22 protein-coding genes are annotated in these 25,312 nt (G+C 73.9%); 11 read left to right on the plus strand and 11 right to left on the minus strand.

What is annotated here, in order from left to right; all coding sequences use genetic code 11:
* Positions 1 to 37 precede the first annotated feature (37 nt).
* The 4 genes from DB32_RS33485 to DB32_RS33505 all read left to right on the plus strand — a co-directional run bounded on the left by DB32_RS33485 (position 38) and on the right by DB32_RS33505 (position 5,752).
* Positions 38 to 1,684 (plus strand): hypothetical protein, encoded by a 1,647-nt coding sequence (locus DB32_RS33485; protein WP_053236728.1) that lies wholly within the window; start codon positions 38 to 40, stop codon positions 1,682 to 1,684.
* A complete protein-coding gene (locus DB32_RS33490; RefSeq protein WP_053236729.1) occupies positions 1,681 to 2,367 on the plus strand; it encodes a hypothetical protein in 687 nt (228 codons plus the stop codon). Before DB32_RS33485 ends, DB32_RS33490 begins: the two co-directional genes overlap by 4 nt.
* 377 nt (positions 2,368 to 2,744) lie before the next feature.
* On the plus strand, positions 2,745 to 4,388 hold the full coding sequence (locus DB32_RS33500) for a DUF1592 domain-containing protein (RefSeq protein ID WP_169791641.1): 1,644 nt from the start codon (positions 2,745 to 2,747) through the stop codon (positions 4,386 to 4,388).
* Positions 4,385 to 5,752 (plus strand): DUF1552 domain-containing protein, encoded by a 1,368-nt coding sequence (locus DB32_RS33505; RefSeq protein WP_053236732.1) that lies wholly within the window; start codon positions 4,385 to 4,387, stop codon positions 5,750 to 5,752. The genes DB32_RS33500 and DB32_RS33505 overlap by 4 nt, the downstream gene beginning before the upstream one ends.
* Positions 5,753 to 5,759: 7 nt before the next feature.
* Here DB32_RS33505 and DB32_RS44620 read toward each other — a convergent pair whose 3' ends face one another.
* Complete coding sequence (locus tag DB32_RS44620; RefSeq protein WP_075097687.1) at positions 5,760 to 7,133, minus strand: zinc-ribbon domain-containing protein; 1,374 nt, start codon at positions 7,131 to 7,133, stop codon at positions 5,760 to 5,762.
* 287 nt (positions 7,134 to 7,420) lie between these two features.
* Here DB32_RS44620 and DB32_RS33515 point away from each other — a divergent pair, with 287 nt between their 5' ends.
* Positions 7,421 to 8,011 carry a hypothetical protein gene (locus tag DB32_RS33515; RefSeq protein WP_053236734.1) on the plus strand — a complete coding sequence of 197 codons (591 nt, stop codon included), beginning with the start codon at positions 7,421 to 7,423 and terminating at the stop codon, positions 8,009 to 8,011.
* 4 nt (positions 8,012 to 8,015) lie between these two features.
* On the opposite strand, the gene DB32_RS33520 is transcribed toward DB32_RS33515, so the two are convergent.
* The 3 genes from DB32_RS33520 to DB32_RS33530 are packed head-to-tail and all read right to left on the minus strand — an operon-like array spanning position 8,016 to position 10,627.
* Positions 8,016 to 8,939, minus strand: a complete 924-nt coding sequence (locus DB32_RS33520) for a CE1 family esterase (RefSeq protein ID WP_053236735.1) — start codon at positions 8,937 to 8,939, stop codon at positions 8,016 to 8,018.
* A gap of 55 nt (positions 8,940 to 8,994) precedes the next feature.
* Complete coding sequence (locus DB32_RS33525; protein ID WP_157069696.1) at positions 8,995 to 9,288, minus strand: hypothetical protein; 294 nt, start codon at positions 9,286 to 9,288, stop codon at positions 8,995 to 8,997.
* A gap of 37 nt (positions 9,289 to 9,325) precedes the next feature.
* Complete coding sequence (locus DB32_RS33530) at positions 9,326 to 10,627, minus strand: hypothetical protein (protein ID WP_157069697.1); 1,302 nt, start codon at positions 10,625 to 10,627, stop codon at positions 9,326 to 9,328.
* A 225-nt stretch (positions 10,628 to 10,852) separates the two neighbouring features.
* Between DB32_RS33530 and DB32_RS33535 the strand changes: the two genes are divergently transcribed.
* Complete coding sequence (locus tag DB32_RS33535; RefSeq protein ID WP_157069698.1) at positions 10,853 to 11,743, plus strand: hypothetical protein; 891 nt, start codon at positions 10,853 to 10,855, stop codon at positions 11,741 to 11,743.
* A gap of 7 nt (positions 11,744 to 11,750) precedes the next feature.
* Here DB32_RS33535 and DB32_RS33540 read toward each other — a convergent pair whose 3' ends face one another.
* The 4 genes from DB32_RS33540 to DB32_RS33555 form a co-directional block, all read right to left on the minus strand.
* Positions 11,751 to 12,536: a PEGA domain-containing protein gene (locus DB32_RS33540; protein WP_169791642.1), complete on the minus strand. Its 786-nt coding sequence runs from the start codon at positions 12,534 to 12,536 to the stop codon at positions 11,751 to 11,753.
* Positions 12,533 to 13,927 (minus strand): serine/threonine-protein kinase, encoded by a 1,395-nt coding sequence (locus DB32_RS33545; protein WP_053236740.1) that lies wholly within the window; start codon positions 13,925 to 13,927, stop codon positions 12,533 to 12,535. Before DB32_RS33545 ends, DB32_RS33540 begins: the two co-directional genes overlap by 4 nt.
* 198 nt (positions 13,928 to 14,125) lie before the next feature.
* The gene (yedA, locus tag DB32_RS33550; RefSeq protein WP_075097688.1) at positions 14,126 to 15,037 is read right to left on the minus strand and encodes a drug/metabolite exporter YedA; all 912 of its coding nucleotides are present in this window, start codon (positions 15,035 to 15,037) and stop codon (positions 14,126 to 14,128) included.
* A 78-nt stretch (positions 15,038 to 15,115) separates the two neighbouring features.
* On the minus strand, positions 15,116 to 15,874 hold the full coding sequence (locus tag DB32_RS33555) for a glutathione S-transferase family protein (protein WP_053236741.1): 759 nt from the start codon (positions 15,872 to 15,874) through the stop codon (positions 15,116 to 15,118).
* Between the two features lie 75 nt (positions 15,875 to 15,949).
* Here DB32_RS33555 and DB32_RS33560 point away from each other — a divergent pair, with 75 nt between their 5' ends.
* From DB32_RS33560 to DB32_RS33570, 3 genes are all read left to right on the plus strand, one after another.
* Positions 15,950 to 16,555 (plus strand): hypothetical protein, encoded by a 606-nt coding sequence (locus DB32_RS33560; RefSeq protein WP_053236742.1) that lies wholly within the window; start codon positions 15,950 to 15,952, stop codon positions 16,553 to 16,555.
* Positions 16,556 to 16,849: 294 nt separating this feature from the next.
* Entirely contained in the window at positions 16,850 to 18,319 is a 1,470-nt protein-coding gene (locus tag DB32_RS33565) for a hypothetical protein (protein ID WP_053236743.1), read from the plus strand.
* Between the two features lie 107 nt (positions 18,320 to 18,426).
* The gene (locus DB32_RS33570) at positions 18,427 to 19,113 is read left to right on the plus strand and encodes a helix-turn-helix transcriptional regulator (protein ID WP_053236744.1); all 687 of its coding nucleotides are present in this window, start codon (positions 18,427 to 18,429) and stop codon (positions 19,111 to 19,113) included.
* Here the strand turns inward: DB32_RS33570 and DB32_RS33575 are convergent.
* A complete protein-coding gene (locus DB32_RS33575) occupies positions 19,052 to 19,816 on the minus strand; it encodes a hypothetical protein (RefSeq protein ID WP_053236745.1) in 765 nt (254 codons plus the stop codon). The genes DB32_RS33570 and DB32_RS33575 overlap by 62 nt on opposite strands.
* A gap of 127 nt (positions 19,817 to 19,943) precedes the next feature.
* Here DB32_RS33575 and ppsA point away from each other — a divergent pair, with 127 nt between their 5' ends.
* Both ppsA and DB32_RS33585 read left to right on the plus strand, forming a co-directional pair.
* The gene (ppsA, locus tag DB32_RS33580) at positions 19,944 to 22,340 is read left to right on the plus strand and encodes a phosphoenolpyruvate synthase (RefSeq protein WP_083458596.1); all 2,397 of its coding nucleotides are present in this window, start codon (positions 19,944 to 19,946) and stop codon (positions 22,338 to 22,340) included.
* 42 nt (positions 22,341 to 22,382) lie between these two features.
* Positions 22,383 to 22,700, plus strand: coding sequence for a hypothetical protein (locus DB32_RS33585; protein WP_157069699.1), 318 nt, complete (start codon positions 22,383 to 22,385; stop codon positions 22,698 to 22,700).
* A 4-nt stretch (positions 22,701 to 22,704) separates the two neighbouring features.
* On the opposite strand, the gene DB32_RS33590 is transcribed toward DB32_RS33585, so the two are convergent.
* Both DB32_RS33590 and DB32_RS33595 read right to left on the minus strand, forming a co-directional pair.
* Complete coding sequence (locus DB32_RS33590; protein ID WP_053236747.1) at positions 22,705 to 23,478, minus strand: SDR family NAD(P)-dependent oxidoreductase; 774 nt, start codon at positions 23,476 to 23,478, stop codon at positions 22,705 to 22,707.
* Between the two features lie 45 nt (positions 23,479 to 23,523).
* Positions 23,524 to 25,278, minus strand: coding sequence for a serine/threonine-protein kinase (locus tag DB32_RS33595; protein WP_169791643.1), 1,755 nt, complete (start codon positions 25,276 to 25,278; stop codon positions 23,524 to 23,526).
* Positions 25,279 to 25,312 lie beyond the last annotated feature (34 nt).

Consider the following 25,312-nt stretch of genomic DNA (forward strand, 5'->3'; position numbering starts at 1 on the left):
TACACGTCCGCTACGCTCGATCGCCGAGGGCTCGCGCATGCTCGGAGGGGGATCGATCTCGCGCTCGCTCGTCGCGCTCGCCGCGCTCGCCGGCTGCGCGGGAGAGCCATCGACGACGACGCTCACCCACGCGCCGCCCGTCGCGACCGCGCCGGTGCCGACGTTGCGCGCGTCGCTGCGGCCCGCGGACGATCAGCTCGTCGCGGCCGATCCCTTGCTCGACGGATTCGACGGATGGCCGATCACGTTCGAGGTGAGCGCGTCCCGCGATCGCTGCGAGATCGCGCTCGCGCGCGACGGCACCACGCTGCGTCGGCTCGACGGCTGCGACGCGCGCTGGGACGGGCGCGACGAGTCGGGCGACATCGTCGCGCCGGGCGCGCTGGTCGCCACCGCGCGTCTCGTTCGTGCCGACGGATCCGAGCGTGCGCGCGCGGAGAGCGCGCTCGAGGTCGTACGGCTCGGGATCGATTGCGTGCAGCTCGAGGGCCCGTCGCGCGTGCCGCTGCTCTATCGCGCGACCGCGGGGCTGCGCGACGGCTGGTACGAGGTCGGATCCGCGATGGTCCCCTGGCAGCTCGCGCGCGACGCGAGCGAGGGCGCGGACGCGGTCGCGCTCGAGCTCGCCGACGGCACGCCGCGGGCGCTCCCGGCGCCGTGGGACGACGTGCTCTCTCCGCCGCTCGACGAGCGCTCCGACGACGGCGTGGAGCACGACACGTACAGCCTTCCGACCGCGTGGATCGCGGGCGCCGAGATCACGGCGCGCGTGCGTCTCGCGTCGATCGTCGCGGGCGGGATCGAAGGCGCGCCGCGCGACGTCGAGGTCCGCGTCGTCGCGCCCGAGGGGCTCGCGATCGAAGGCGAGGATCGCTTCGCCGAGGGCGCGGAGATCTTCGCGCGCACCACGAGCTCGCCGGTGCCCGCGGTGGGGCGCTACGACGTCGCGTGGCGCTTCACCTTCGAGGCGCGTCGCGGCGACGGTGCGTGGCAGCGGATCCCGGGCGCGACCACGCCGGCGCTGCGGCTTTACGGGCTCGTCGCGGAGCCGGTGTTCGATCTCGATCGCGTGCCCTACCGCGCGTGGGTCGACGTCGTGGATCGCATCGCGACGTGGGTCGACGGCGCGAGCGCGGACGAGCGCGAGGTCGCGGCCGCGATCGTCGAGGGCATCTACACGACGATGGGGCTTCGCTACGACACCGCGCGGGGCGCGTCGTTCTACACCGACTACGCGACCGACTTCTCGGGCGCGACGTTCTCGATGCAGCGCTTCGAGGAGCGCGCCTCGGGCTCGGTCGTCAACTGCAGCGACGCCGCGTCGATCCTGACCGCGTACGCGAACATGGTCGGCATCGACCTGCGCTACCACATCCTCACGAACGTCGCGGGCGCGCAGGTCGGCTTCGACCTCAACTACATCCGCGCGATCGGCGGCACCGAGTTCGACGAGACGCCCTTCGACTCGGGGCGCGGTGGCTTCCGCTACCACGCGATCGTCGGATCGCGCGACGGTCGCACCTGGGACGCGACGCTCGCGGTCGACGGTGACGGCACGCCCGCGGCGCCGCCCCACCTGCCGCTCCTCGTGCAGGGGCTCGAGCCCGACGTGTACCTCGCGGCGCTCTCGTCGGAGCCCGCGCGCATCCGCGCCGACTACGACGAGCGAGTGAGGATCCGATGAGGACGCTGCTCTGCTCGCTGCTCCTCGTGCTCGCGCTCGCGGCGAGCGCGTCGGCGCAGGCGCGCGCAGGGGTCGCGATCGACGCGCTGCGCGCGGCGCTCGCCGAGGACGGGCTCGAGCTGCGCGAGATCGAGCTCGACGACGAGGCCGATCGCCCGGTGCGCCTCGAGATCGCGCGCATCGGCGCGGGGGGCGCGGTCGCGCTGCTCGACGTGCAGGTGCGCGAGAGCGAGCGCGAAGCGAGCGCGACGGCACGCGCGCGGATCGAGGTCGAGAGCACGCACGGGCTCGTGGTGCGCGGCGCCGATGTCTGGGCCGACGTGGCGCACGGCGCTGCGGGGCTCGTGGTCGCGCGCGATGCGAACGTGGTCGCGATCGTGCGAACGATCGATCGACGCGTGGACGCCATGACGATCCTCGAGCGGGTGCGCGCCGCGATCGCGCACGCTCCGGTGAGCGCGACGCGCCGCGATGCACCGCGCGTCGAGGTCCCGCGCGACCTCGCGATCGGCGCGTCGTTCGGCGTGCCCGTGCCGCGCGAGCTGATCGCGGCGCGCGTGATCGCCGAGGGCCCGGGCTACGCGCGGCGCACGCCGCGCGGGTGGATGGTGACGCGCACCGCGCAGGGCGCGCTCACCGTGCGCGTGATCGGCGTCGACGCGCTCTTGCGCCCGCTGCGTTAGTCCGGCTCGCGGCGTGGATCGCGCGGGTCCCGGGGCGGCGGGATCTCCTCCACCGCGGGCGCGCGCCGGGGCGTCCGGGCGCGTCCGATCGACACCGAGCGCATCGCGTCGTCGGCGCGCGGCGGCGCCGGCGACGTCGGTCGCTCGAGCGGAGGAGGGGTCGGGCGCGACGCCATCGAGTGTCGCGCAATCCTGTACGAAATCACACGTGGGCGGCAATGTTTCCGCGGGGGCGGCGAGGTCACGTGGGGAGCATCGTCCCCGCTGCTCGGGCTCGTAGGCTCCGCTCCGGCGGTGTCCGCGCCGCGATGCGGTCGCGTTTCCCTCGTGATCTCGTCGAGCCTGCGCGCGGCACGCGCGTTGCGCAGGGCCGGCGCGTGCGCCGCCTGCCATCGATCGCCGTCGTGCTCGCGCTCGTGGGATGCGAAGGGGTCGTGCTCGACGACCCCGCGTCGCCCGGGCGCGCGACCTCCGCGAGCTACGAGCCCGGACCCGCGGTGCTCCCACGGCTCACCGCGAGGCAGTACCGCCGCTCGGTGGAGGACCTGCTGGGCGGACCGGTCCCCGAGAGCGCCGTCGAGGCGGACACCACGCCGTTCCTGTTCGCGTCGATCGGCGCCGCGAGCACCACGCTGTCGGCGCGCGGCGCGCAGCAATTCGAAGAGGCCGCGCACGTCGCCGCCGACGCGGTGTTCGCCGACGAAGCACGACGCGGTGCGCTCGTCGGGTGCGCCCCGGCGAGCGCCGACGATCTCTGTGCACGCGCGTTCGTCGCGCGCTTCCTGCGCCGCGCGTTCCGCCGGGCGATCGAGGACGACGAGCTCGAGCGCTGGATGACGCTCGCGCGCGTCGAGCCCGACGTCTGGCGCGGCCTCGCGAGCCTCGTCGCCGGCGCGCTCCAGTCGCCCTCGTTCGTCTACCGCGTCGAGCTCGGCGATCCCGATCCCACGCGCCCCGGATGGAGCCGCCTGCACGGGTACGAGCTCGCGAGCCGCCTCTCGTTCGTGCTGTGGGGGCGCGTTCCCGACGCCGCGCTGCTCGACGCCGCCGAGCGCGGCGTGCTCGACACGCACGAAGGTCTCCGCCACGAAGCGCGCCGCCTCCTCGGCGACGATCGCGCGCGCGAGACGGTGCGCGCGTTCTTCCGCGAGTACCTCGGCCTCGCGGCGCTCGACGCGCTCGATCGCGATCCGACGCTCTTCCCCTCGTTCACGCCCGCGCTCGGTCGCTCGATGCGCGGCGAGATCGAGCGCCTCGTCGAGCACGTCGTGTTCGAGCAGGACGGCGACTTCCGCGCGATCTTCGACTCGCCGGTCACGTTCGTGGACGCGCCGCTCGCCGCGCTGTACGAGCTGCCGATCGCGCTCGACGACGCCGACGAAGAAGGCTTCGTCCGCGTGACGCTCCCGGCCGGCGGCGTGCGCGCGGGCCTCCTCACCACGGCGGGCTTCCTCGCGGCGCAGGCGCACCCGAACCTCACGTCGCCCACGCGCCGCGGCAAGTTCGTGCGCGAGCGCCTGCTCTGCCAGCTCGTCGCCGATCCGCCGCAGGACATCGAGCTCGATCTCGGCGAGGCCGAGGACGACGACGGAAGGCCGCGCACGCTGCGCGAGCGCCTCGCGATGCACCGCGAGAACCCGGCGTGCGCGACGTGCCACGCGCAGATCGATCCGATCGGCCTCGGCATGGAGGACTTCGACGCGATCGGCGCGCACCGCACGCTCGAGGCGGGGCGCGCGATCGACGCGACCGGAGACCTCGACGCGCTGGCGTTCGAGGGCGCGCGCGAGCTCGGCGAGCTGATGCGCCACGACGGTCGCGTGCCCGCGTGCGTGACGCGCCAGCTCTTCCGCCACGCGATCGGGCGGCTCGAAGAGGAGCGCGAGCGGCGCGCGATCGAGGAGCTGACCGAGCGCTTCGCGGAGAGCGGGTTCCGCTTCCGCGAGCTGCTCTTCGCGCTGGTCACGAGCGAGGCGTTCCGCACGGTGCGCACCACCGAGATCGAGGAGGAAGCGCGATGAGGCTCTCGCGACGCGCGATGCTCCGCGGTGCGCTCGGCGGCGCGGTGTGCACGATGGGCCTGCCGCTGCTCGACGCGATGCTCGACGGTCACGGCACCGCGCACGCCGACGGCACCGCGCTCCCGAAGCGCTTCGCGGTGTTCTTCTGGGCGAACGGGCTGCCGTGGCACGGCGCGCACGGCCACGGTCGGCCGGATCACTGGACGCCGAGCACGATCGGCGCGGGCTGGAGCGCGACGCCGCTGCTGAGCCCGCTCGCGGGCCTCGAGCCCTCGATCGACGTGATCACCGGGCTCGAGCCGCACACCGAGATCCCCAGCGATCCCCCGGGCCAGGGCGACGGCCACATGCGCGGCTGCGCGGTCGCGCTCACCAGCGATCGACCGCGCAGCGAGGGGTTCCATCACCCCGATCACGTCTTCGCGTTCCAGCGCGCGACGCTCGATCAGGTGATCGCCGCGCACCCCGACTTCGCGGGGCGCTCGATCCTCGGAACGCAGCCGCGCTTCCGCTCGATCGAGCTCGCCGTGAGCGGCGCGCGCTTCCACGACTACGGGCACTGGAACGCGATCTCGCACCGCGGGCCCGACATGCTGAACCTGCCGATGCGCTCGGCGCGCGAGCTCTTCGCGCACCTCTTCGGCGTGCCCGCGGACACGGCGGTGCTCGGCCGTCGCGCGAGCGTGCTCGACGTCGTCGCGGAGGACGCGCGGGCGCTGCGGCGCCGGCTCGGCGGGCGCGATCGCGAGCGCCTCGATGCGCACCTCGAGCACGTCGGCGAGATCCAGACGCGCCTGCGCGCGGGCGTCGCGGCGTGCACGACGCCCGCGATGCCGGGCGAGAGCGGCGGTGATCTGATCGCCGAGACCGAGGCCCAGACGCGCCTGCTCGCGCTCGCGATGTCGTGCGATCTCACGCGCGTCGCGTCGATGATGCTCACCTCGCCCGCGACCACGCACGTCTTCCGCGACGTCGGCGTCGCCGGCGGCATGCACCAGGTCGTGCACGACGGCGACTGGGACGCGGCGTATCGCGTCACCCAGCGCCAGATGCAGGCGTTGCGCGTGTTCCTCGACGTGCTCGCGTCGGTGCCCGATCACGACGGCGGGACGCTGCTCGACTCGATGGTCGTCTACGCGACGAGCGAGTACGGCGAGGGCACGACCCACAGCAACCGCGAGCACCCGGTGATCCTCGCGGGCGGCGCGCGCGGTGCGCTCGCGCGCGGCATCCACGCGCGCGAGCCGGGCGGCAACCTCGCGAAGGTCCACGTCACGATCCTGCGCGCGCTCGGGATCGAGACGCCGAGCTACGGGTTCCACGGCGCCGAGACGAGCGACGCGATCCCCGGCCTGCTCGTCTGAGCCGCGATCAGAGCCGGAACGGGTAGCTCACCGAGAACGTCGCGCGCTCGAAGCGATCGAAGCGCGCGTTCCGCACCGCGCGCGCGACGCACGAGCCGACGGGCGTGCCCGCGAATTGTCCGCTCACGTTCGCGCTCGTCACACGACCGCTCTCGCCCGCGACGACGATCGCGACGATCGCGGTGCCGTGCTCCCCCTGCGCGCACGCCGACACCGACGCCTCGATGCGCTCCATCGCCGCGACCACCGAGTCGCGCCCCGGCATCTCGGGCAGATCGACGTCGGGCGCGGGCGCGGGCGCCGCGATCTCGGGCGTGCTGCGCTCGACGCTCGCCTCGGACGCGCCCGACGAGGCGCGCACCACGGGCGCGTCGTCGCTCGCTGCGCGCGCGGTCGACGAGCGACGCGACCGCGACGACCGTGAGCGCGATGCACGACCCTCCTGCGCGGCGACGGGCGCGGGCGCCGCGGGCGCGACGACCGGCGCCGGCGCGGCGACGATCGGCGCAGGCGGCGGCTCGTCACGGACGGGCTCGGTCGCGGCGACCGGCACGGCGGGCGTCGGATCGCTCGGAGGACGACCGAGCATCGCGCCCGCGACGAGCGCGCCCGCGACGAGCGCACAGCCTCCGAGGATCGCGCCGCTCATGATGAGGCTGGGCGCGCGCGCGGCCGGCGCGTGCGCGGGCGGCGGGGTCGACGGCGGCGAGATCGTCGGAGGGAGCGCGAGCGGCGCGGCGAGCGTGGGCGCCTGCGCGGGCGTGCTCCCGCTGAGCGCCGCGAGCACGCGCACGTCGGCGAGCATCGACGCCTCGTCGTCGGAGGCGGCGGGCTTCGGCGTGCGCTCGGGGCGCTGGCTCGGCAGCGGAGGCGGCTTGGTCGGCGCGGGCCGCTTGCTCGGCACCGGAGGCGGCGTGCGAGGCCCCGGGATCGGAGGCGGCCCGCTGCGCGGCAGCGCAGGCGGACGTGCCGACGCGAGCCCGAGGACGGCCTCCGAAGGCGCTTCCGGCGTCGACTGCGGCGGGGGGCGCAGCGCGAGCCGCGCGCGCGGCGGCGGGCTCTCGGAGGCACGCGCCACGCTCGGGGGAGGCGCGCTGCTCGTGCGGGGCGCGAGCGACGGGATCGCCGACGGGCGCGGCACCAGCGGTCGCGGCGACGGCGTGCCGTCCGACCCGCCGAGCGGTAGCGTCGGCCGCGCGCTCGGCGACGGCATCACGATCGTCCGCTCCCCCGAGTCGGTGCCCGCGGTGCTCGGCTCGGCATCGGGCATCGCGAAGATCGCCGCGCCGCACGTGGCGCACTGCACGCGCAGCATCCGCCCGCGCACCTTGCCGTCGGCGACCGAGTACCTCGAGCCACACTTCGAGCACGTGATCTTCATCGCGACCTCCCCCGGAACGGATCTCGGCGCACGCGATCGACGCCGCCCGCTCGATCACTCCGCACGCACGGGAGAGACGTCGCTCCGCGTGGCGCATCGTCCAGCTCCATCCGCGCGCGACGCGGGGCGGTGTCGCCGCGGGCGTCACGAGACCGCGCGCGACGTCGCGCGTCGCCACGCAGCTCGATGCGCTGCGCGATCGCGCCACGCTCGACGACGCGGGCGATCCGCGGCTGCGTTGCCGCGCTCCGGGACGGTGCCGAGATGCGCAGAGAGGAGCGAAGCGCGTGGCGACGATCGAAGGGGTCGGCTCGTTCGAGCGGCGTGAGGTCGAGCGCGATCGCACCGAGCTCGATCGCATCGAGGACGCGGAGCTCGCGCGACATCCGGCGCGCGCGCGCCTCGTGCGCGGCGCGCGGATGGTCGGCGTCGCGCTGATCGCGGCGATGGCGGGCTACGTCGCGGGCCGCATCCACGGCGCGATCGCGGTGGGCGCGGTCGAGTCGCAGCTCGAGCGCGCGCAGGCGGAGCACGCCCGCGCGCTCGGTGTCGCCGAGCAGCACGCCGGTGACGCGAGCGCGCGCGCCGCACGCGCGGAGCAGCACGTCCAGCTGCTCGAGGCCGCGCAGCGCATCGGCATCGCGCGGCGCGCGCTCGACGCGCGCAATTTCGGCATCGCCGAGGAGGCGCTGCGCGACGCCGAGCGACGCCTCCGCCCGCTCGAGCAGCGCGTCGAAGGGCTCTCCCCGATCGTCGCGTCGATCGCCGGCACGCGCGTCGTCGTCGCCGAGGACCTCGCGACCCAGCGCGCCGAGCTCGACGCGCTCGCGGATCGCCTCGACGCGCTCCTCGGATCGATCGAGGAGCGCGCCGGCTGAGCGCTCACTCGAGACGGTGCTCGAGCAGCCAGCCGACGAGCTTCTCCATCCACGTCGACTGGAAGCTCGGCACGTGCGAGCCACCCGCGATCGTCCAGAGCTCGGCGTCGTGCCCCTCGGCGCATCCGGTCGACCAGCGCTCGACCGTGGTCTCCGCGCCGTCGAGCGAGGTGACGAGATCGATCGGCTCGAGCGTCTCGACCGCGGCGACGTCGCATCCCGCGCGCCCCGCCCAGCGCTCCACCGCGGTGCGCGCCGACGGGTAGTACGCGGTGCCGGTGAACGACACCGTCTCGTCCGCGTCGCCGTGCACGTGCAGCACGGAGACCGGATGCGCCGGCTCGCAGTCGGTGTCGTTCAGGAAGTCCGCGCCCGCGAGGCCGCCGATCGCGGCGACGCGATCCGAGAGCTCGCAGGCCATCCGGAAGCTCATGTAGCTGCCGTTCGAGTGCCCGATGAAGTACACGCGCGACGTGTCGACCGGGACGACGCTCTCCGCTTCGTCGAGCAGCGACGTGAGGTACGCGACGTCGTCGACGCCGGTCATGTCGAAGTCACAGCACGCCGTCGTCGCGTTCCAGAAGCGGTTCCCGCGCGAGTCGGTCGTGCCGTTCGGCAGCAGGAGGTAGAAGCCCATCGAGCGCGCGGCCTGGGTCGCGCGCCAGTACGTGTCCTGCAGCGGCGCGCTCGCGGAGTACCCGTGCAGCAGCACGACCAGCGGCAGCGGCGTGGTGCCGTCGTGCGCATCGGGCACGACGAGGCGCGCCGGGCGTTCCGCGGGCCCGATCTCGCTCGGCGGCCCCGTCGGCGCTCCGGCATCGGGCGTGGCGGTCGACGCGTCGTCGACCATCGAGTCGTCGCTCGAGCCCTCGCACGCGAGCGTCGCGAGGGCGGAGGTCACCAGCAACACGCGAGCAGAGATGCGCATGGCCGGGAGGAGTACCCGATCTCGACGCGCTGCGTCGAGACCACGCGCCTCGATCTCAGGCCGGTGCGTGCTTCGCCGCGTCGAGCTCGCGCTTGGTCTCCGCGATCAGCTGCCGGCACTCCATCCGTCGGACGCCGAGCAGGTAGGCCTGCACGCCGATCAGCGCCGGCGTGCACACGAGGACCACGCCCGCGACGAGCGGACCGAACAAGAAATACGCGGGAATCGCGAGCAGCGCGAAGAACGCGAGGCGATGCTTGCGATGCCACTGACGCTCGAGGATCGAGAGCTCGTGCTCGAGGCGCGTCACCTCGGACTGCAGCATCGGGATGCGCTGGACTGCGGCCATCGACCGCTGATTTGCGGCCACCCGGCGAGCCCGTCAATCAGCGTCCGTACACGAGCGCGAAGCGCGGGAACGCCTCGCGACGATTCGGCGGATTGCCGCACAGGCGCGCCCCGCCCGCGGTGTTCCCGAACGTCGAGCACCCCGCCTGCCCGGCCACGCTCGCGCCGATGCCCGCCCATCCCGAGGCCTGGCTGCAGTCGCTCTGGCTCGAGGCCACGATCCCGATGCGCACCCGCACGCGCGGATCGCCGTCCGGCGCCTGCGCGGGGATGCCCACTCGGGTGCACGCCTCGCCCTGCACCGCGGTCGTCCCCACGAGCGACGTCCACTCCGCGAGCGTCCCCCCGACCTCGACCGGCACGTCGTCGCGCACCGCGGACACGAGCGTCACCGGCAGCCCTTCGCCGAGCAGCGGGAACACCTGATCGCGCGACGTCGCGCCCTCGCGCATCACGACGCGCAGCTCGCGCACCGGGAGCGACCAGTACGACGGGAGCATCGCGTCCTCGACCGCGCCCGGCATCTCGGTCCCGAAGGGCGCGGCCGTCGAGGTGACCCACTCGTCGTTCGTGAACGCCATGCGCGGCGAGCCGCCATCGACCTTGAGCAGGAGCGTCCACCCGTCGAGGCACCACGTCCAGAACGGCGGGCTCGCGCCGGCGCCGTCGGGATCGATCTGCTGGCGGCCGTCGAGGCCCTCGCACGATCGCGGCGACGTCCCGCCGTCCGACGGCTCCACCGTGCCGGCGTCGCCCGCGTCGACGACCTCCACCTGCGCGTCCTCGCCGCCGCCGGCATCGTGCTCGCCCGCGTCGCGCACGCCCGCGTCGCGCACGCCCGCATCGCGGAGCTCGTCACCCGGCCCGTATCCGTCGAAGATCTCGGGCGCGACCTCGTCGCCGCGGCAGTCGCCCGCGACGCACGTCAGCCCGGCCGTCGTGCACGTTCGCGCCTCGCACGCGCGCTCGAGGTGGACCACCACGCGAGCCGTGCTCCCCGCGACGAACGAGGTCCGCACGGTGCGCACCACGATGGCCGCGCCACGCTCGTCGCGTCCCTCGAGCTGCAGCGCGATCGGCCGGCTCGCGTCTCCGTCGCGCGGTGCGATCACGAACGAGAGCGGCATCTCGTGGCGCTCCGTGCCGCTCAGCGCGAACTCGGCGCTGCACGCGTCGCAGCCCGCCTCCGGGCCGACCTGTGCGTGCACCGCGGCGAGCTCCCCGGGGACCTCGAAGTCCGTCGTGACCACCACCAGGAGGCGCGTCGGGTCGCTCGTCTCACCGCACCCCACGCACATCGCCGCGAGCATCACGAGCCCGCATCCCCGAGCCCAAGCCATTCCCGGCGAGTGTAGTCGAGCCGCGGGCGGTCGCCCGGAGCGACGGCCGAGGCGGACGATTGCACCATTCACTGGCGTCCAGCGCGGGAGAGCCCTGGGAAGCCCTTGCACGATCAACTACAGTTGGTCAGGGGGAACACTCGAATGCCGCCGGCACGTGCTTCGCTCGAAGGCCCGTTCTCACGTTCGTTGCGCGAGGCGCTCGAGAGCGTTGCTTCGGAGCCGATGGTCCCGCGTCTGATCGCGATGGCGCTGTCCGCCGCGGGGCGCGGCGCGGTGCCCGAGGACGCGGCGCCGTTCGCGGCATTCGTCGAAGGCGCGCTGCGCACGGTCGTCGTGCAGACGCTCGGGCATCCCTCGTACGAAGTCGTCTCGGAGCGCCTCTCGCACGTGCTCGCGATGGCGACGAGCCAGGTGCGCGCGAGAGAAACGCACGACCACGCGGTCGACGAGCGCGAGGAGGACAGCCGCGTGCGCCTCGCCGCGCTCCCCGAGGCGGGCCGGCCCGGCGCGGTCGTCGAGATCGAGGATCCCGAGCTCCCGCCGCCCTCCGACGAGATCCTCATCCCGCCCGCGCCGCGCGTGCCGCGTCAGGCGCAGACGCTCGGGCGCATCCAGGCTTCGCGCGGATCGTCGCGCGGCGCGATCGAAGAGGACGCGCGCCGCTACGTGCCTCCTCCGACGCCCCCTCCCGTCCTCGCGGAGCCCGAGATCCCGCCGCCCGCGCCGGCGCAGCGCACCGTCGACACCGTTCGCCCGCCCCGGACCGCGCCGTCGCGCGTGCTGGTCGCGACGCTCGATCCGCTGTTGATCGGTGAGACCGAGGGGCGCCTCTCGGGCCGCAGCGACGTGCTCGCGGTCGGCACGACGGCGGAGCTCCTCGCGCACACGAGCGCGCCGGGTCGGATCGCGATCGTGATCGACACCGCGCTGCCCTCGATCGACGTGCCGACGTTCGCCGCGCTCGCGCCGTCGTTCCCGCTCGGCACCGTGGTCGTGCTGTGGGGCATGAGCGAGCGTCAGAAGCAGCGGCTCGTCGCGATGTTCCCGATCGCCGCGAGCTGGATCGCGAGCGGCGTCGCGGCGTCTCCGGCCGACGTGCTCGTGCGCGAGTGACCGGCGCTCAGAACGTCAGCGCGCGCAGGACGACGCCGGTCGAGCCGCGGTAGTCCTCGCCGCCCTGCGTCGCCGCGACGCCCGCGCCGATCGCGACGCCCGCGCCGATCACGACGACGCCGGTGATCACCCAGAACACCGGGTCCTCGAGGATGCTCCCGCCGGACGGCGGAGGCGGCGGATCGACGATCTCCGCGCTCTGGTGCGCGACGAGCGTCATCGATCGCGCGCCGTGCTCGCCCGCGAGCACCGAGATCGTCAGCGCTCCCTCTTCGTAGCCCTCGGCGTTCGCGCGCACGACGTGGCGCCCGGGATCGAGGCGCAGCGTCCGCGGTGAGCCGGTCTCCTCGCGGATCGGCTCGCCATCGAGCAGCACGCGCGCGTCAAGCGGCGCGATCTCGAGCGTGATCTCGGCGAGGCTCGCGACCGACTCGCCGCGCAGGCGCACCGCTTCGTCGCGACGCTCGCTCGGCGGCTGGCCCTCGGTCATCGCGAGGTACTGCTCGAACTCGTCGATCGCCTGGGTGAAGCGGCCGAGGCGATAGAGCGCGAACGCGACGTTGAACACGGTGTTCGGGCGCTCCGCGATCGCGCGCGAGCGACGGAAGTGCTCGAGCGCGTCGGCCCAGCGATCCTGCTCGCCGAGCTCGACGCCGCGGCGGAAGAGCGCGAGCGCCTCGGCCTGCGCTGGATCGAGCGGCGCGTCCTGCGCGCGCGCGATCGCCGGGACGATCCCGGGTGGCAGCGCGAGCGCGAAGGCGAGCGCGGAGACCAGCGCGAGACGCACCCTCACCACTCCGTCGCGAGCCCCGAGCCCGAGCGCGCCGCGCCTTCTTCGCGCTCGCGATCGTCGAACGAGCGCGCGAGGCCGCGGCGACGGCGAGGCGACGGCGCCGGCTCGATGGGCGCGGCGCCGATCTCGACCGGCGCGCTCGGAAGGGCGGCGCGCGCGCGCGCCTCCTCACGCATGCCGTCGGCCGACGGAGGTGCGCTCGCGGGCTCTACGAGCGTCGCTCCGGTCGTCGCGATCGGCTCGCGCGCGGTCTCGTCGGGCGCGACCGGCTGAGCCGCGCTCGGGACCACGTCGGCCGGCGTGGCAGCGGGCGTCGGGCTCGCGACGACCGGCTCACCTCCGAGGCCGACCACGCCGACCCCGATCGCGGCGAGCACCAGCGCCGCGAGCAACGCGACGATCGCCGACGTGCGACGGCGATCTCCGGGCCGCGCGTCGCTCACCACCTCGCTCGCGCGCTCGGGCACGCTGCGCAGCGGCGCGGTCGGTGTGGGCAGCGTCCCGCTCGCGCGCATCGGCTCGACCTCGCCGCGCGCGGCGCGATCGATCGCCGCGAGCATCTCGCGCATGTCGGCGTAGCGCTCGGCGCGATCGACGCGCAGCGCGCGCTCGACCACCGACGCGAGCGCGGCGGGCACGTGCGGCGCGCGCTCCGAGACGGTCACGTGATCGCCGCGCACGATCGCGAGCAGCAGCGACGTCGGCGAGCTCGCGAAGAACGGCAGCACGCCGGTGAGGCAGCGATAGAGCAGCACGCCCATCGACCACGCGTCCGACGCGGCGCCCACGTCGCTCGCGCCCTCGGCCTGCTCGGGCGACATGTAGAACGGCGTGCCGACGATCAGGCCCGACTGCGTCGCGTGCCCCCACGCGGCCTCGGTCATCTTCGCCATGCCGAAGTCGAGCAGGATCGGCCGGACGACTCCGTCGCCGCGATCGCCGATCAGCACGTTGTCCGGCTTGATGTCGCGGTGGACGATCCCGCGCTCGTGCGCGATCGCGAGCGCCTCCATGATCGGCCGCAGCAGCTCGACCGTGCGCTCGGGGGAGAGCGTGCTCTCGCGATCGAGGATCTCGCCGAGCGAGCTGCCCTCGAGCAGCTCCATCGCGAGGTACACGTCCCCGCCGGGATCGGTGCCCATGTCGAGGATCGTCACGACGTTCGGGTGCACGATCGTCGACGCCGTGCGCGCCTCGCGCAGGAAGCGCATCACGAGGCCCTTGTCGCGCGCGTGCTCGGGCTTGAGCAGCTTCAGCGCGACCGGGCGGCCGGTCCAGGTGTGGCTCGCGCGAAACACGACGGACGTGCCGCCGGAGCCGAGGATCGACTCGAGGCGGTAGCGTCCGGCGAGAAGGCTCCCGACTCGCTCCTCGGGCGTGAGGATCGGCATGCGCGGCGATCACCTTAGCACGCCTGGTTCCCAGCCTTTCGGCCCGGCGGACACGTTGGAATTCCGCGGTTTGCCCGGACGAGCGGGGCACTGCGCTTCCGATCAGGGACGTGGCGACGAGGCCGCCATACGAGGCGGCGCGGCAACGAGCCCCATCCCTGGTCGCGGTACAGCCTCCGTCGGACGCCCTCGAGCGGCTCAGCGCCTGCCGCGCACGAGCAGCACCACCGCGCCGACGATCAGCGCCGTCGCGGCGATCACCTCGAGGCCGACGTGCTCCGCCCCGAGCACCGCGCCGAGCAGCACCGCGAGCGCGGGGTTCACGTACGCGTAGCTCATCGCGAGCGCGGGTCGCGCGTTCTGGAGCAAGTGCGCGTATGCGCTGAACCCGACGAGCGAGCCGAGCACCACGAGATACACGAACGCGAACGCGGAGCTCCACGAGATCACCTCGGGCGCGTGCTCGCCCGAGAGCGCACCGACGGCGAGCATCACGACGCCGCCCGCGATCATCTGCGTCGCCGCGCCCGAGGGACCGCGCGCGACCGGGAGCTTGCGCGCCCAGAGCGAGCCCGCGGCCCATCCGAGCGGCGCGATCAGGAGCAGCGCGGCCGCGATCGGATCGCTCGTCAGATCGCCACCCGCCGAGAGCACGACCACGCCCGCGAAGCCGAGCGCCATGCCGAGCCACTCGCGGCGCGTCGCGCGCTCGCCGAAGATCGGGCCGAGCACGCCGGCCCAGAGCGGCGTCGTCCCGCAGACCACCGCCGCGATGCCCGACGAGATGCTGCGCTCGGCGTGCATCACGAAGCCGTTGCCGACGCCGAAGAGCAGGACGCCGACGGGGACCGCCGCGATCCATTCGCGCCGTGTCGGCAGTACCACTCCGCGCGCCCGCTGGATCGCGAGGAGCACCGCGCCCGCGATCACGAAGCGCACGCCGCCCGTCGCGAGCGGCGGCAGCTCGCGCACCATCACGCGGATCGCCAGGTACGTCGAGCTCCAGATCACGTAGACGAGCGCGAGCGCGACGAGGACGTGGCCGGGGAGCGACGAGGCGGGCGACGTGGGCGCGGGAGCGGGCGACGCGGCGGCAGCAGGGGTGGTCACGGGGCGAGAACTCTGGTCCGCGGTGGATCGGACCGGGAGGTACCACCCTGGCCGCACGGCGTGGACCGCCTTGGTCCATCAGGCAGCGATCGCGACCGCCGGCGCGCGCGTCGCCTCGTCGACGCGATCGAGCCACGCACAGAGGGTCGGGCGCGCGTCGATGCGCGAGGACTGCCACGGCGTGAGCGGCGTGCGCAGCGCGCGGAGCTGCGCGAACAGCGCGAGATCCGCGACGCTGAGGCGATCGCCGACCCACCATCCGCGCTCCGGCGCGCGCGCCTCGAGCTGATCGAGGAGCGCTTCGTAGCGACGCCAGCACTCGTCCTCGCCGGCGCGCCACACGTCGCGCGCGACGAGCGTCGCGACGACGTTCGCGCGGAGCCGCGCGGGGACGATCGCGCGCACCAACGCGGGCATCTCCGCGAAGTACGCGTCGCGCACGGCAGGCCAATTGCGCGCGTCGGCCCAGCGCGCGGCGACGAGGAACCCGTTGAGCGCGGTGTCCGCGAGCTCTTCCCAGAGCCACGCCTCGGCGCGCTCGCGCCCGGTCGGCCCCGCGTCGAGCGAGCGACCGAGCTGCGAGATGCGCGCGACGATGCGCGTCGAGTCCGCGACGGGCTCGTCGCCGACGAGCAGCACCGGCACCTGGCCCGTCGCGTTGAGCGACTTGAACGCATCGGGACGCGCGCTCGTGCGGCGCTGGTACTGCAGGCCCGCGGCGCGCAGCGCGCGGTGCGCCTTGAGGCAGAACGGCGAGAAGCTCTCGAGCCCCTCGATGCCCGTGTCGCCGAGCTCGCAGAGCGTGAGGATCGGCTGTGCTCGTCGGGTCGTCGTCATCGTCTCTCCTTCGTCGTCGTGGACGAGGAGGACGGTGGACTGGCGCGCTGTCAGGTGTGTGTCAGTTTTCGCGCGGTGAGCGACACGCCCGCGCGTCGATGGCCGAAGGGCCCGTTCCCCGACAAGTATCGCTGGGAGACGATCGAAGCGCGTCTCGCGGGCGGATGGGACGACCCGCGCCGGCGCACGCTGGTCGACGCGCTCGAGGCGCGCGGATGGCGCGCGATGGAGGGGCACGACGATCCGTATCTCCGCGTCGTGATCCGCGAGGGCGCGAGCGAGGAGGAGCTCGACGCGCTGCGCGCGCTCGCGCGCGACGCGGGGACGTTCGCGTTCCGATGGCGCGCGCACGATCGGCGCGAGGGCATCGGGCTCGTCGCGAGCGGGGATCCGGTCGACGCGGTCGCTGCGGTGGGCGTCGCAGGACCGCAGCACGGCGTGGGCACCGCCGCGATCGTGCGGTTCCTGGTCTCGCTGCGATCGTTCGCGCGCTACGAGCTCGAAGAGCTCGCGGACGATCGCGTCGCGATGCGCATCGAGCCGCGAGACGAGGAGATCGCGCGGATGATCGGCGAGCGCGTCCCGCACGTGTGCCCGCCGCGCGCGCGGCGCGCGCAGACCGGCGCGCAGATCGCGGAGGAGATGCGCACGACCGGCCGCTTGGTGCTCGACTACGCGTAAGCGTTGCCGGAGTGCTCGTCCCGCCGGTCCCGGACGGGAGCGCGCGAAGCGCGCGGACGGGAGGGGCCGGCGGGCGGGCCGATTTTTGGTTCGAGCGCGTCGCGGAGGGCTCGTCGCGGACGGGAGCGCGCGGAGCGCGCGGACGGGAGGGGCCGGCGGGCGAGCCGATTTTTTGGTTCGGCTCGTCGCGGAGGGCTCGTCGCGGACGGGAGCGCGCGGAGCGCGCCGTGCTCCGCGATCCGGCAGCTCGACTGGCCACTCAGCCGCGGATTCGTGGGGGATCCCGGGTGCGCGATGTGGGCGCGCGTCTTGCTCGAGCGCACGAGCGTGGCGTCGCCATGTGGCAGGACGGGCTACGAGCTCGTCGTCGACGACGAGCTGCACCCGGGCTGGCGGGTGATGTTCGAGAGGCTGCGCGCGATCGGTCTCGCGCACGACCTCGCGCCGAGCACCCTGCCCTCGGGGCTGCAAGCGCTGCTCGCGCTGCCGCCCGAGCCGGTGCTGCGCGGTGCGGTGCTCGCGGCGTACTACCTCGCGGGCGATCCCGTCGTCGCGAAAGCGCGCCGCGAGCGTGATCGCGTCGTCGAGCTGCACGAGGGCGAAGAGCTCGACGTGCTGCGCACGACGACGCGGCTCGCGGTGGCGCTCGACGGTACGCCGCTCTTCGCGCGGAACGCGGGCGATGCGTGGGAGATCCAGCTCGCGGGGAACGTCGCGCGGGTTCGGCGGGTGACGCGTCACGCGCGGATGGGGATGGTGCGCACCGCGCGCGCAGGCGAGCTCGACGTGGGCACGCTGCTCGCGGCGGTGCACGCGCTGCTGCGGGTGCACGGCGAAGCGCGCCGTTGGGTGCGCGTGCGGAGCGCGCCCGGGATGATCGTGCTCGTGCCGCTCGCGTGGGAGCGCGCGCAGGTGCTCGCCGAGCTCGATCTCATCGCGGGCGACGACGAGCACACGTGGGCGCAGCGCTTCGATCGCGAGTCGCGCTCGAGCTCGCGCGCCATCGATGCGATCGCCGACGTCGACGACGCCGAGCTCGTGCTCGCGAGCGATCCCGGCGCCGACGTCGACGACGCCGAGCTCGTCCTCGCGAGCGATCCCGGCGCCGACGTCGACGATGCCGAGCTCGTCCTCACCAGCGATCCAGGCGCCGACGTCGACGACGCCGAGCTCGTCCTCACCAGCGACCCGGGCGCCGACGCGAGCGAGCAGATCACGAACGTCGACGACGCGGAGCTCGTCGAAGCGAGCAAGACCGTCGCCGCGTGGATCGACGCGCACGGCGCGGACGCACCGGAGCCTCGCCCTGCGAGGAACCTCGGCGAAGCGCTGGGCGACGCAGTGGCCCTCGCGCGCGACGGCGCGCTCCCGCGACGCGACGCGACGCCGCCCTCGCCGTTCACGCTCCCTCCGCCGCCCACGACGCGCACGCGCCGCGCGAAGAGCGAGCCGTCGGTGCTCGAGTGGCGTCCTCCCGCGATCACCGAGACGCGCGCGATCGCGCGACGCGACGACACGCCCGCGACGCCCTTCCGGATCGACCCGCGACCCGTCGCGGCGAAGGCGCTCTCGCTCACGACCCGCACGGTCGCGCAGCGCGCGCCGGCGACGATGGCCGAGGCCGTCGCGGCCGCGCTCGCGACGCTCGCGCCTCCGCCGGTGGTGCGCGTCCCGCGTCCGTCCGAGATCGTGCCCGCACCGCCGACGTCATCGCGCGAGCGTGACGCGAGCGGGGTCGTGCGCCGCCCGACTCGCAAGCGCTGATCGCGTCGAGCGATCGCCTCGAACGATCGCCTCGAACGATCGCCCCGCGCGCCGGCGCCGCCACGCCTCTGGCGGCGCTGTCATGATTCTGTCAGCTTTGCTCCCTCGTGACCCGCACCGAACGGCTCTTCGCCATCGCCGAAGCGCTCCGGGCGCGCCGCACCGGCGTCACCGCCGAGCTCCTCGCCGAGCGCTTCGGCGTCAGCGTGCGCACCATCTATCGCGACCTCGACGCGCTGCGCGAGGCATCGCTCCCGCTGCACTCGGATCGCGGCCGCGGCGGCGGCTACGCGCTCGATCGCACCTACGCGCTGCCGCCGGTGAACTTCACCGCGCGCGAGGCGACGCTGCTGCTCGCGCTCGGACGTTGGGCGACCGACATGCGCGTGCTGCCGTTCACGACGACGCTGCACAGCGCGCTCGACAAGGTGCGCGGCGCGCTCCCGACCGCGACGCAGCGCCAGCTCGAGCAGCTCCTCGAGACGGTGAAGTTCGTCGGCGTCCCCGCGCAGCCGAGCGACGACAAGGTGCGCGCGGCGCTGGAGCGCGCGTTCTTCGAGAGCCGCGCGCTGCGCATCGTCTACGTGAGCCGCGAGCACCTCGAGACCGAGCGCGTCGTGCGCATCGAGAGCGTCGTGCTCGAGCGCGGCGAGACGCTGCTCAACTGCATCGACCTCGACAAGAACGAAGCGCGCCAGCTGCGCCTGCACCGCATCGCGCGCGCCGAGGTCGTCACCGAGCGCGAAGAGTCGCCATCGAACGTCGCCCCGCCGTTCCGGGGACGGCGCGGCTGATCGCGACGGCGATCGGCACCACCCACACGTTCGACACGCCGGGCGTGTCGTCGCCTGCCTCCGCGATGCGCAGCAGGAACGTGTCCGCCGGGTCGTGCCACACGCCGACCGCGCTCCGATCGAGGGAATGACGTGCCCCGGGCGGGAGCTCGACCTCGAATCGACCGAGCGGGCAGCGGCCGTAGGGGCTCCAGTCGTAGACGATCCGCCACGGGTCGCTGCGACGATCGATCTGCCAACCGGGGATGCCCTGGTCCTGGCCCTCGAGCACCACCAATCGCGCCGCGTCGTTCACGAGGGTCCACGTGGCGCGCTCGATGTGGATGTCCGGATCGAAGCGCGCGACGGTCACGCGGAGCTCGATCGGGCCGTCGTACTCCAACCGACCCGTTCGCAACAAGACTGCGACCTCTTCGCCCGTCGCGACGAACGAGCGCTCGAGGCGCGTGCGCTCCGAGGTCTCGACGGCGATCGTGTACTCGCCGGGGCCACGCCAATACGCGCGCTCTTGACGACACGGCGCTTCGGGCGTCGGTGTGCATGCGTCCTCCTCGACGACGGTCCCGTCGGGCGCGCGCGCGGTCACGCGCGTGATGCGCAGCTCGCTCCAGGACGCCGCGATCGAGAGCGGCGCCTCGGGGCCTTGCGCAACCGCCGGTGCGGCAGTGCCCAGGATCGCGATCGCGAGCAGACGTGCATGCATCGGAGCCACGACGGCTCCGCGCGTCCACCGCATTCCCGATCGCGCCGCGACGAACCGCGTTATGCACGGCCAGGACGATCACAACCGCGGGTCTCGCCATCGCGACGGCCGGGCCTACGTCGATCGCATGCGCGAGCCCGAGGTCGAACGCCGAGAGGACGGAGAGCGCCGTCGCGAGCAGGACGAGGCGGTGCGCGACATCGCTCGGCTCCGCGTGGGGGACGTCCGTGTCGCGGGCGGCAAGGGCGCGAACCTCGGCGAGCTGCGCGCCGCGGGTGTCGACGTTCCTCACGGGTTCGTCGTCACCGCGCAGGCGTACCTCGACGCGATGTCGCGCGCGGGCGTTCGGCGCGCGCTGATCGAGCGGATGAAGACCGTCGATGCCGACGACTCCGCCGCGCTCGCCGCGGGCTCCGACGAGGCGCGCGCGATGATCGCGAAGGCGGGCGTGCCCGACGCGCTGCGCGCCGCGATCGTGCGCGCGTATCGCTCGCTCGGCGATCCCACGACACGCGTCGCGGTGCGCTCTTCCGCGACGATGGAGGACTCCGCGGGCACGTCGTTCGCGGGGATGAACGAGACGTTCACCGGCGTCGCAGGCGACGCGGCGGTGGTCGACGCGGTGCAGCGCTGCTGGCAGTCGCTCTGGGGGCGGCGCGTCGTGGCGTACCGCGCCGCGCAGGGCCTCACCGAGGAGCCCGCGATCGCCGTGGTCGTGCAGCGGCTCGTCGAGAGCGAGCGCGCGGGCGTGATGTTCACCGCAGATCCGTCGACGGGCGAGCGCGGGCACGTCGTGATCGAGGCGTCGTGGGGCCTCGGCGAGGCCGTCGTGTCGGGGATGGTCGAGCCCGACACCTACGTCGTCGACAAGTCGAGCGGCGCGATCCTGAGCGCGCGCGTCGGCACGAAGGCGCTCGAGATCGTCGCGAACGTGCGTCGCGAGGTCGAGCCCGAGCGCGCGCGACGTCGTGCGCTCGACGACGCGGAGCTGAAGGCGCTCGCGACGCTCGGCGCGCGCATCGAGCAGCACTACGGCAAGCCGCAGGACATCGAGTGGGCGATCGCGGGCGGGCGGATCTGGATCGTGCAGTCGCGCCCGATCACGGCGCTCGAGCACGCGCATCCGACCGCGGCGAATCGCACGTCGGGCGCGCCGCTGCTGCGCGGGCTCGGCGCGTCGCCGGGCAGGCGTAGCGGGCGCGTTCGCGTCCTCGCGTCGGCCGAGCAGGGTCACTTGCTCGAGAAGGGCGAGATCCTCGTCGCGACGATGACGAGCCCCGACTGGATGCTCGCCCTGCGCCGCGCCGGAGCGATCGTCACCGACGCTGGCGGCATGACGTGCCACGCGGCGATCGTGAGCCGCGAGCTGCGCATCCCGTGCGTCGTCGGCACGCGCGACGCGACGCGCTTCCTGCGCGACGGCGAGGTCGTCACGGTCGACGGCAACGCGGGGCGCGTGCTCGCGGGCGAGATCGTCGGACCGAGCGCGATCGCGACCCCGGGCGCACACGAGCCGGTGGTCGAGGCAGGACCGACGCCGATGTCGCCCTTCGCGCGAGCGGGCGCGACGCCGGATCGCATGGTGAGCGCGCGCGGTGAGCTGTTCGCGGTCGCGGCGATCGAGCCGCTCGCGACGAGCGTCTACGTGAACGTGCACTCGCCCGAGGGCATCGAGGAGATCGCAGCCGGGCCCGTCGACGGCGTGGGCCTCTTGCGCGCCGAGTCGATGCTCGCCGAGGCGCTCGAAGGCGCGCACCCGCGGACGCTGATCGAAGAAGGTCGCGCGCGCGAGGTCGTCGCGCGGATGAGCGAGAGCGTGCTGCGCATCGCGCGCGCGTTCGGCTCGCGGCCGGTCGTCTACCGCACGTACGACTTCCGCACGAACGAGTTCCGCGCGCTGCGTGGCGGCAAGGACTGGGAGCCGCACGAGGAGAACCCGATGATCGGGTACCGCGGCGCGTTCCGCTACGTGAAGGACGCGTCGATCTTCGGGCTCGAGCTCGACGTGCTCGCGCAGGTACGCGAGCAGCAGCCGAACGTGCACGTGATGATCCCGTTCGTGCGCACGACGTGGGAGCTCGAGGCCGTGCTCGAGCGGATCGCGAAGCACGCGCTCGGACGGGAGCGCGGGCTGAAGAAGTGGGTGATGGCCGAGGTGCCGTCGGTCGTGTTCCGCATCCCCGAGTACGCGAAGCTCGGCATCGACGGGGTCTCGATCGGCAGCAACGATCTCACGCAGCTCGTGCTCGGCGTCGATCGCGACTCCGCGGTGTGCGCCGAGCTCTTCGACGAGCGCGACGAGGCGGTGCTCGACACGATCCGTCGGATCGTCGAGGCGGCGCGCGCGAGCCGGCTGACGAGCTCGCTCTGCGGTCAGGCCCCGACGACGTACCCCGAGTATGCGTCGCACCTCGTGCGCTTCGGGATCGACTCGATCAGCGTGAGCCCCGACGCGCTCTTCGCGGCGCGCGCCGCGATCGGGCGCGCGGAGCGCAAGATGCTGCTCGACGCGACGCGGCGCTGATTTGTCGCGCGCGCGCGCGCCGCGTCTATGATGCGCGCCATCATGCGTACCCTCTTCTCGATGCTCGTGATCGCGCTCGCGATCGGTTGTGGTGGTGGCTCGTCGACGTCGTCCGAGGAGACGACCGGAGGCGAGACGACGGGCAACGAGCCCGCCGGTGAGAGCCAGACCGAGCCGGGCACCGGCGCGACCGAGCGCCCGCTCCTCACGCCCGACGAGTGCACCGCGCAGGGCGGCACGGTCGTCGGCGACATCGGCGACGGTGCGACGCTCCGTCCCGACTACGTCTGTCCGAGCGGCGGCGCGCCGATCGGCAACGTGCCCTCGGGCATCGAAGGGTCGGTCTGCTGCCCCGGCTGATGCGTCACCAGGGGATCGTGCGGCCGTCGCGATAAAAACGTCCGGTCTCGAGATCGGGCGTCGTCGCGGCCCACACGATCCCCGCCGCTCCTTCGCGCGGTGATCGGCTCGCGCCCGCGCCGCCCACCCGTGTGCGCACCCACCCCGGGCACACCGCGACGACCCGCGCGCGCCCGCGCAGCGTCTCGGCGTACACCCGCGTCATCGCGTTCAGCGCGACCTTCGAGATGCGATACGCGGAGCGCGGCCAGCCCTCCTCGCGCTCTCGCCCGGCGCGCACGGCGCGCGCGAATTCGTCGACCGCCGCGAGCACGTGCGCGCGATCGCGCGGCGGATCGAAGCGCGCGCGGATCGCGCTCGGCAGCCCGTGCAGCTCGCCCATGCCGCTCGAGACCATCACGACGCGCGCGTCCTCGGAGAGCTGCGGCGCGAGCGCGTCGGTCACCGCGATCGCGCGCTCGAGGTTCACCGCGAGCGTGCGCCGCACGACCTCGACGTCGAACCCGTCGAGCGACGTCCCCGCGTTGTTCACCACCACGTCGATCGGCGCCTGCCCCTCGAGCGACGACACGAGCGCGGCGATGCTCTCGCGATCGGAGACGTCGAGCACGCACGCGCGCACGTCGTGGCCGCCCTCGCGCAGCGAGCGCGCAGCGGCCTCGCCCTCGTCGCGATCGCGCGCCGCGAGCAGCACGCGGAAGCCGGGCTCCGCGAGCCCGCGGCACACCTCGAGACCGATGCCGCGATTTCCGCCCGTGACCAGCGCAGTCCGTGTCATCCGTGCCGATCTGTGGCCCCGAGCAGGTCGTGTCGACGCCCGCGATCAGCGCTCGTCGCGCGGGAGCAACGCCTCGAGGTGCCACGTATGGAGGAGCAGCTTGCGCTGGGAGCCCACGAGCGCGTCGCGCACGCGCCCTGCGATCACGCCGGGCACGCCGACCGCGGTCGTCGCGCCCATCACGAGGAGCCACCACGTGAGGCGCGGCTCGAAGTCGACCAGACGCGGGAGCACGTGGATGCCCTGCGCGTCGACGACGAACGTCGGCGCGAGCACGCCGAGCTCCTCGAGCACGATCGGGATCCCCATGCCCGCGAGCGCGACCGCGATCAGCATCGCGCGCTGCACCGGCGCGGCGTACGCGCAGTAGACGATCAGGTGCGTCGCCATCAGCGTCGGCGCGACGAGCACCGGGCTGAACACCTGCGTGAAGACCGCGATCGAGATCGTCCCCGCGAGGAACGACACCACCGCGCCGAGCATCCCGCGCATCGCGCCCGCGGCGACGAGGCCCATCGCCGCGGTCATCGCGACGAGCGTCCCGATCGCGAAGATCGCCGCCGGTGGATCGCGGAAGCCCATCACGATCCACACCGGGATGAACGAGCACCAGAAGAGGTAGCGCAGCGTCGCCGTGCGCGCGGCCGCGCGCCACGCGCCCTCCGCCCAGCGCGACATCCGCTCGTGCACCGCGGGCGGCACCTCGCGCGGAGGCTCGAGCAACAAGCGCGACAGCAGCGTGCTCGCCTCGACGTGCTTCGGCACCAGCGCGACCGCGCGCGCGAGCAGGCTCGTCGCGATCGCTCCGTCCTCGCGCGCGAGCGCGCTCTTCGCGTCGATCACGAGCGCATCGGCCATGCGCGTGCGCTCGGCGAGATCACGATCGCCGTCGAGGAATCGCTCGACCGCGTCGGCCAGCTCGCGCGCGGTGCGCGTCCGCTCGCCGGGGTGCGCGCGTGTCGCGGAGGCGATGACGCGCGCGAGCTCGGGCGGCACGTCGTGCTCTCCGCCCGCGAGCGCGGCGCTCGGCTCGATGCCGCGGATCGTGAGGTCGAGCCGCTCGCGCGTGGTGCTGCCCGGGTTGAACGGGCGCGTCGCGAGGATCTCGAAGAGGATCACGCCGAGCGCGTAGACGTCGGCCTCGGGCCCGACGTCGGGATCGCCGAGCGCTTGCTCGGGCGACATGTAGCCGGGCGTGCCGAGCGCCTGACCGGGACGCGTCTCGGAGAGATCGTCCTCTTCGTTCGCGCGCGTGCGCTCGCCGGGATCGGAGAGGCGCGCGAGGCCCCAGTCGAGCACGTGCACCTCGCCGAACTCGCCGAGCATCACGTTCCGCGGCGAGAGATCGCGGTGCACGACGTTCTGCGCGTGCGCGAAGTCGATCGTGCGACAGCACTGCACGAACGCGGCGAGGAGACGCGCCCGCGTGAACCGCGCGCACGTCTCGGCGTCGCGCGCGACGAGCCGGGCGATCACGCCCTCGAGCGTGATGCCGCGGACGCGCTTCATCGTGAACCAAGGGCGCGCGCGCTCCGCGTCCGCGAGCTCGTAGACGGGCACGACGCCCGGGTGCTCGAGCCGTCCTTGCAGCCGCGCCTCGCGCAGGAAGCGTGTGCGCGCGTCGCGATCCTCGCTCTGATCGGCGCGCAGCACCTTCACCGCGACGTCGCGCCCGATGCGCCCGTCGCGGCAGAGCTGCACCTCCGCGCTCGAGCCTGCGCCGAGCGTCCCGGTTGGCGCGTAGCGCGCGAGGAACGTCGGATCGTCGAACATCCCGCCTTCACGATCGTCGCCGCCCATCGCGATCATCGTAGACGAGGTGCGCGCGGGCGCG

The organism is Sandaracinus amylolyticus (assembly GCF_000737325.1).
Taxonomy (GTDB): domain Bacteria; phylum Myxococcota_A; class Polyangia; order Polyangiales; family Sandaracinaceae; genus Sandaracinus; species Sandaracinus amylolyticus.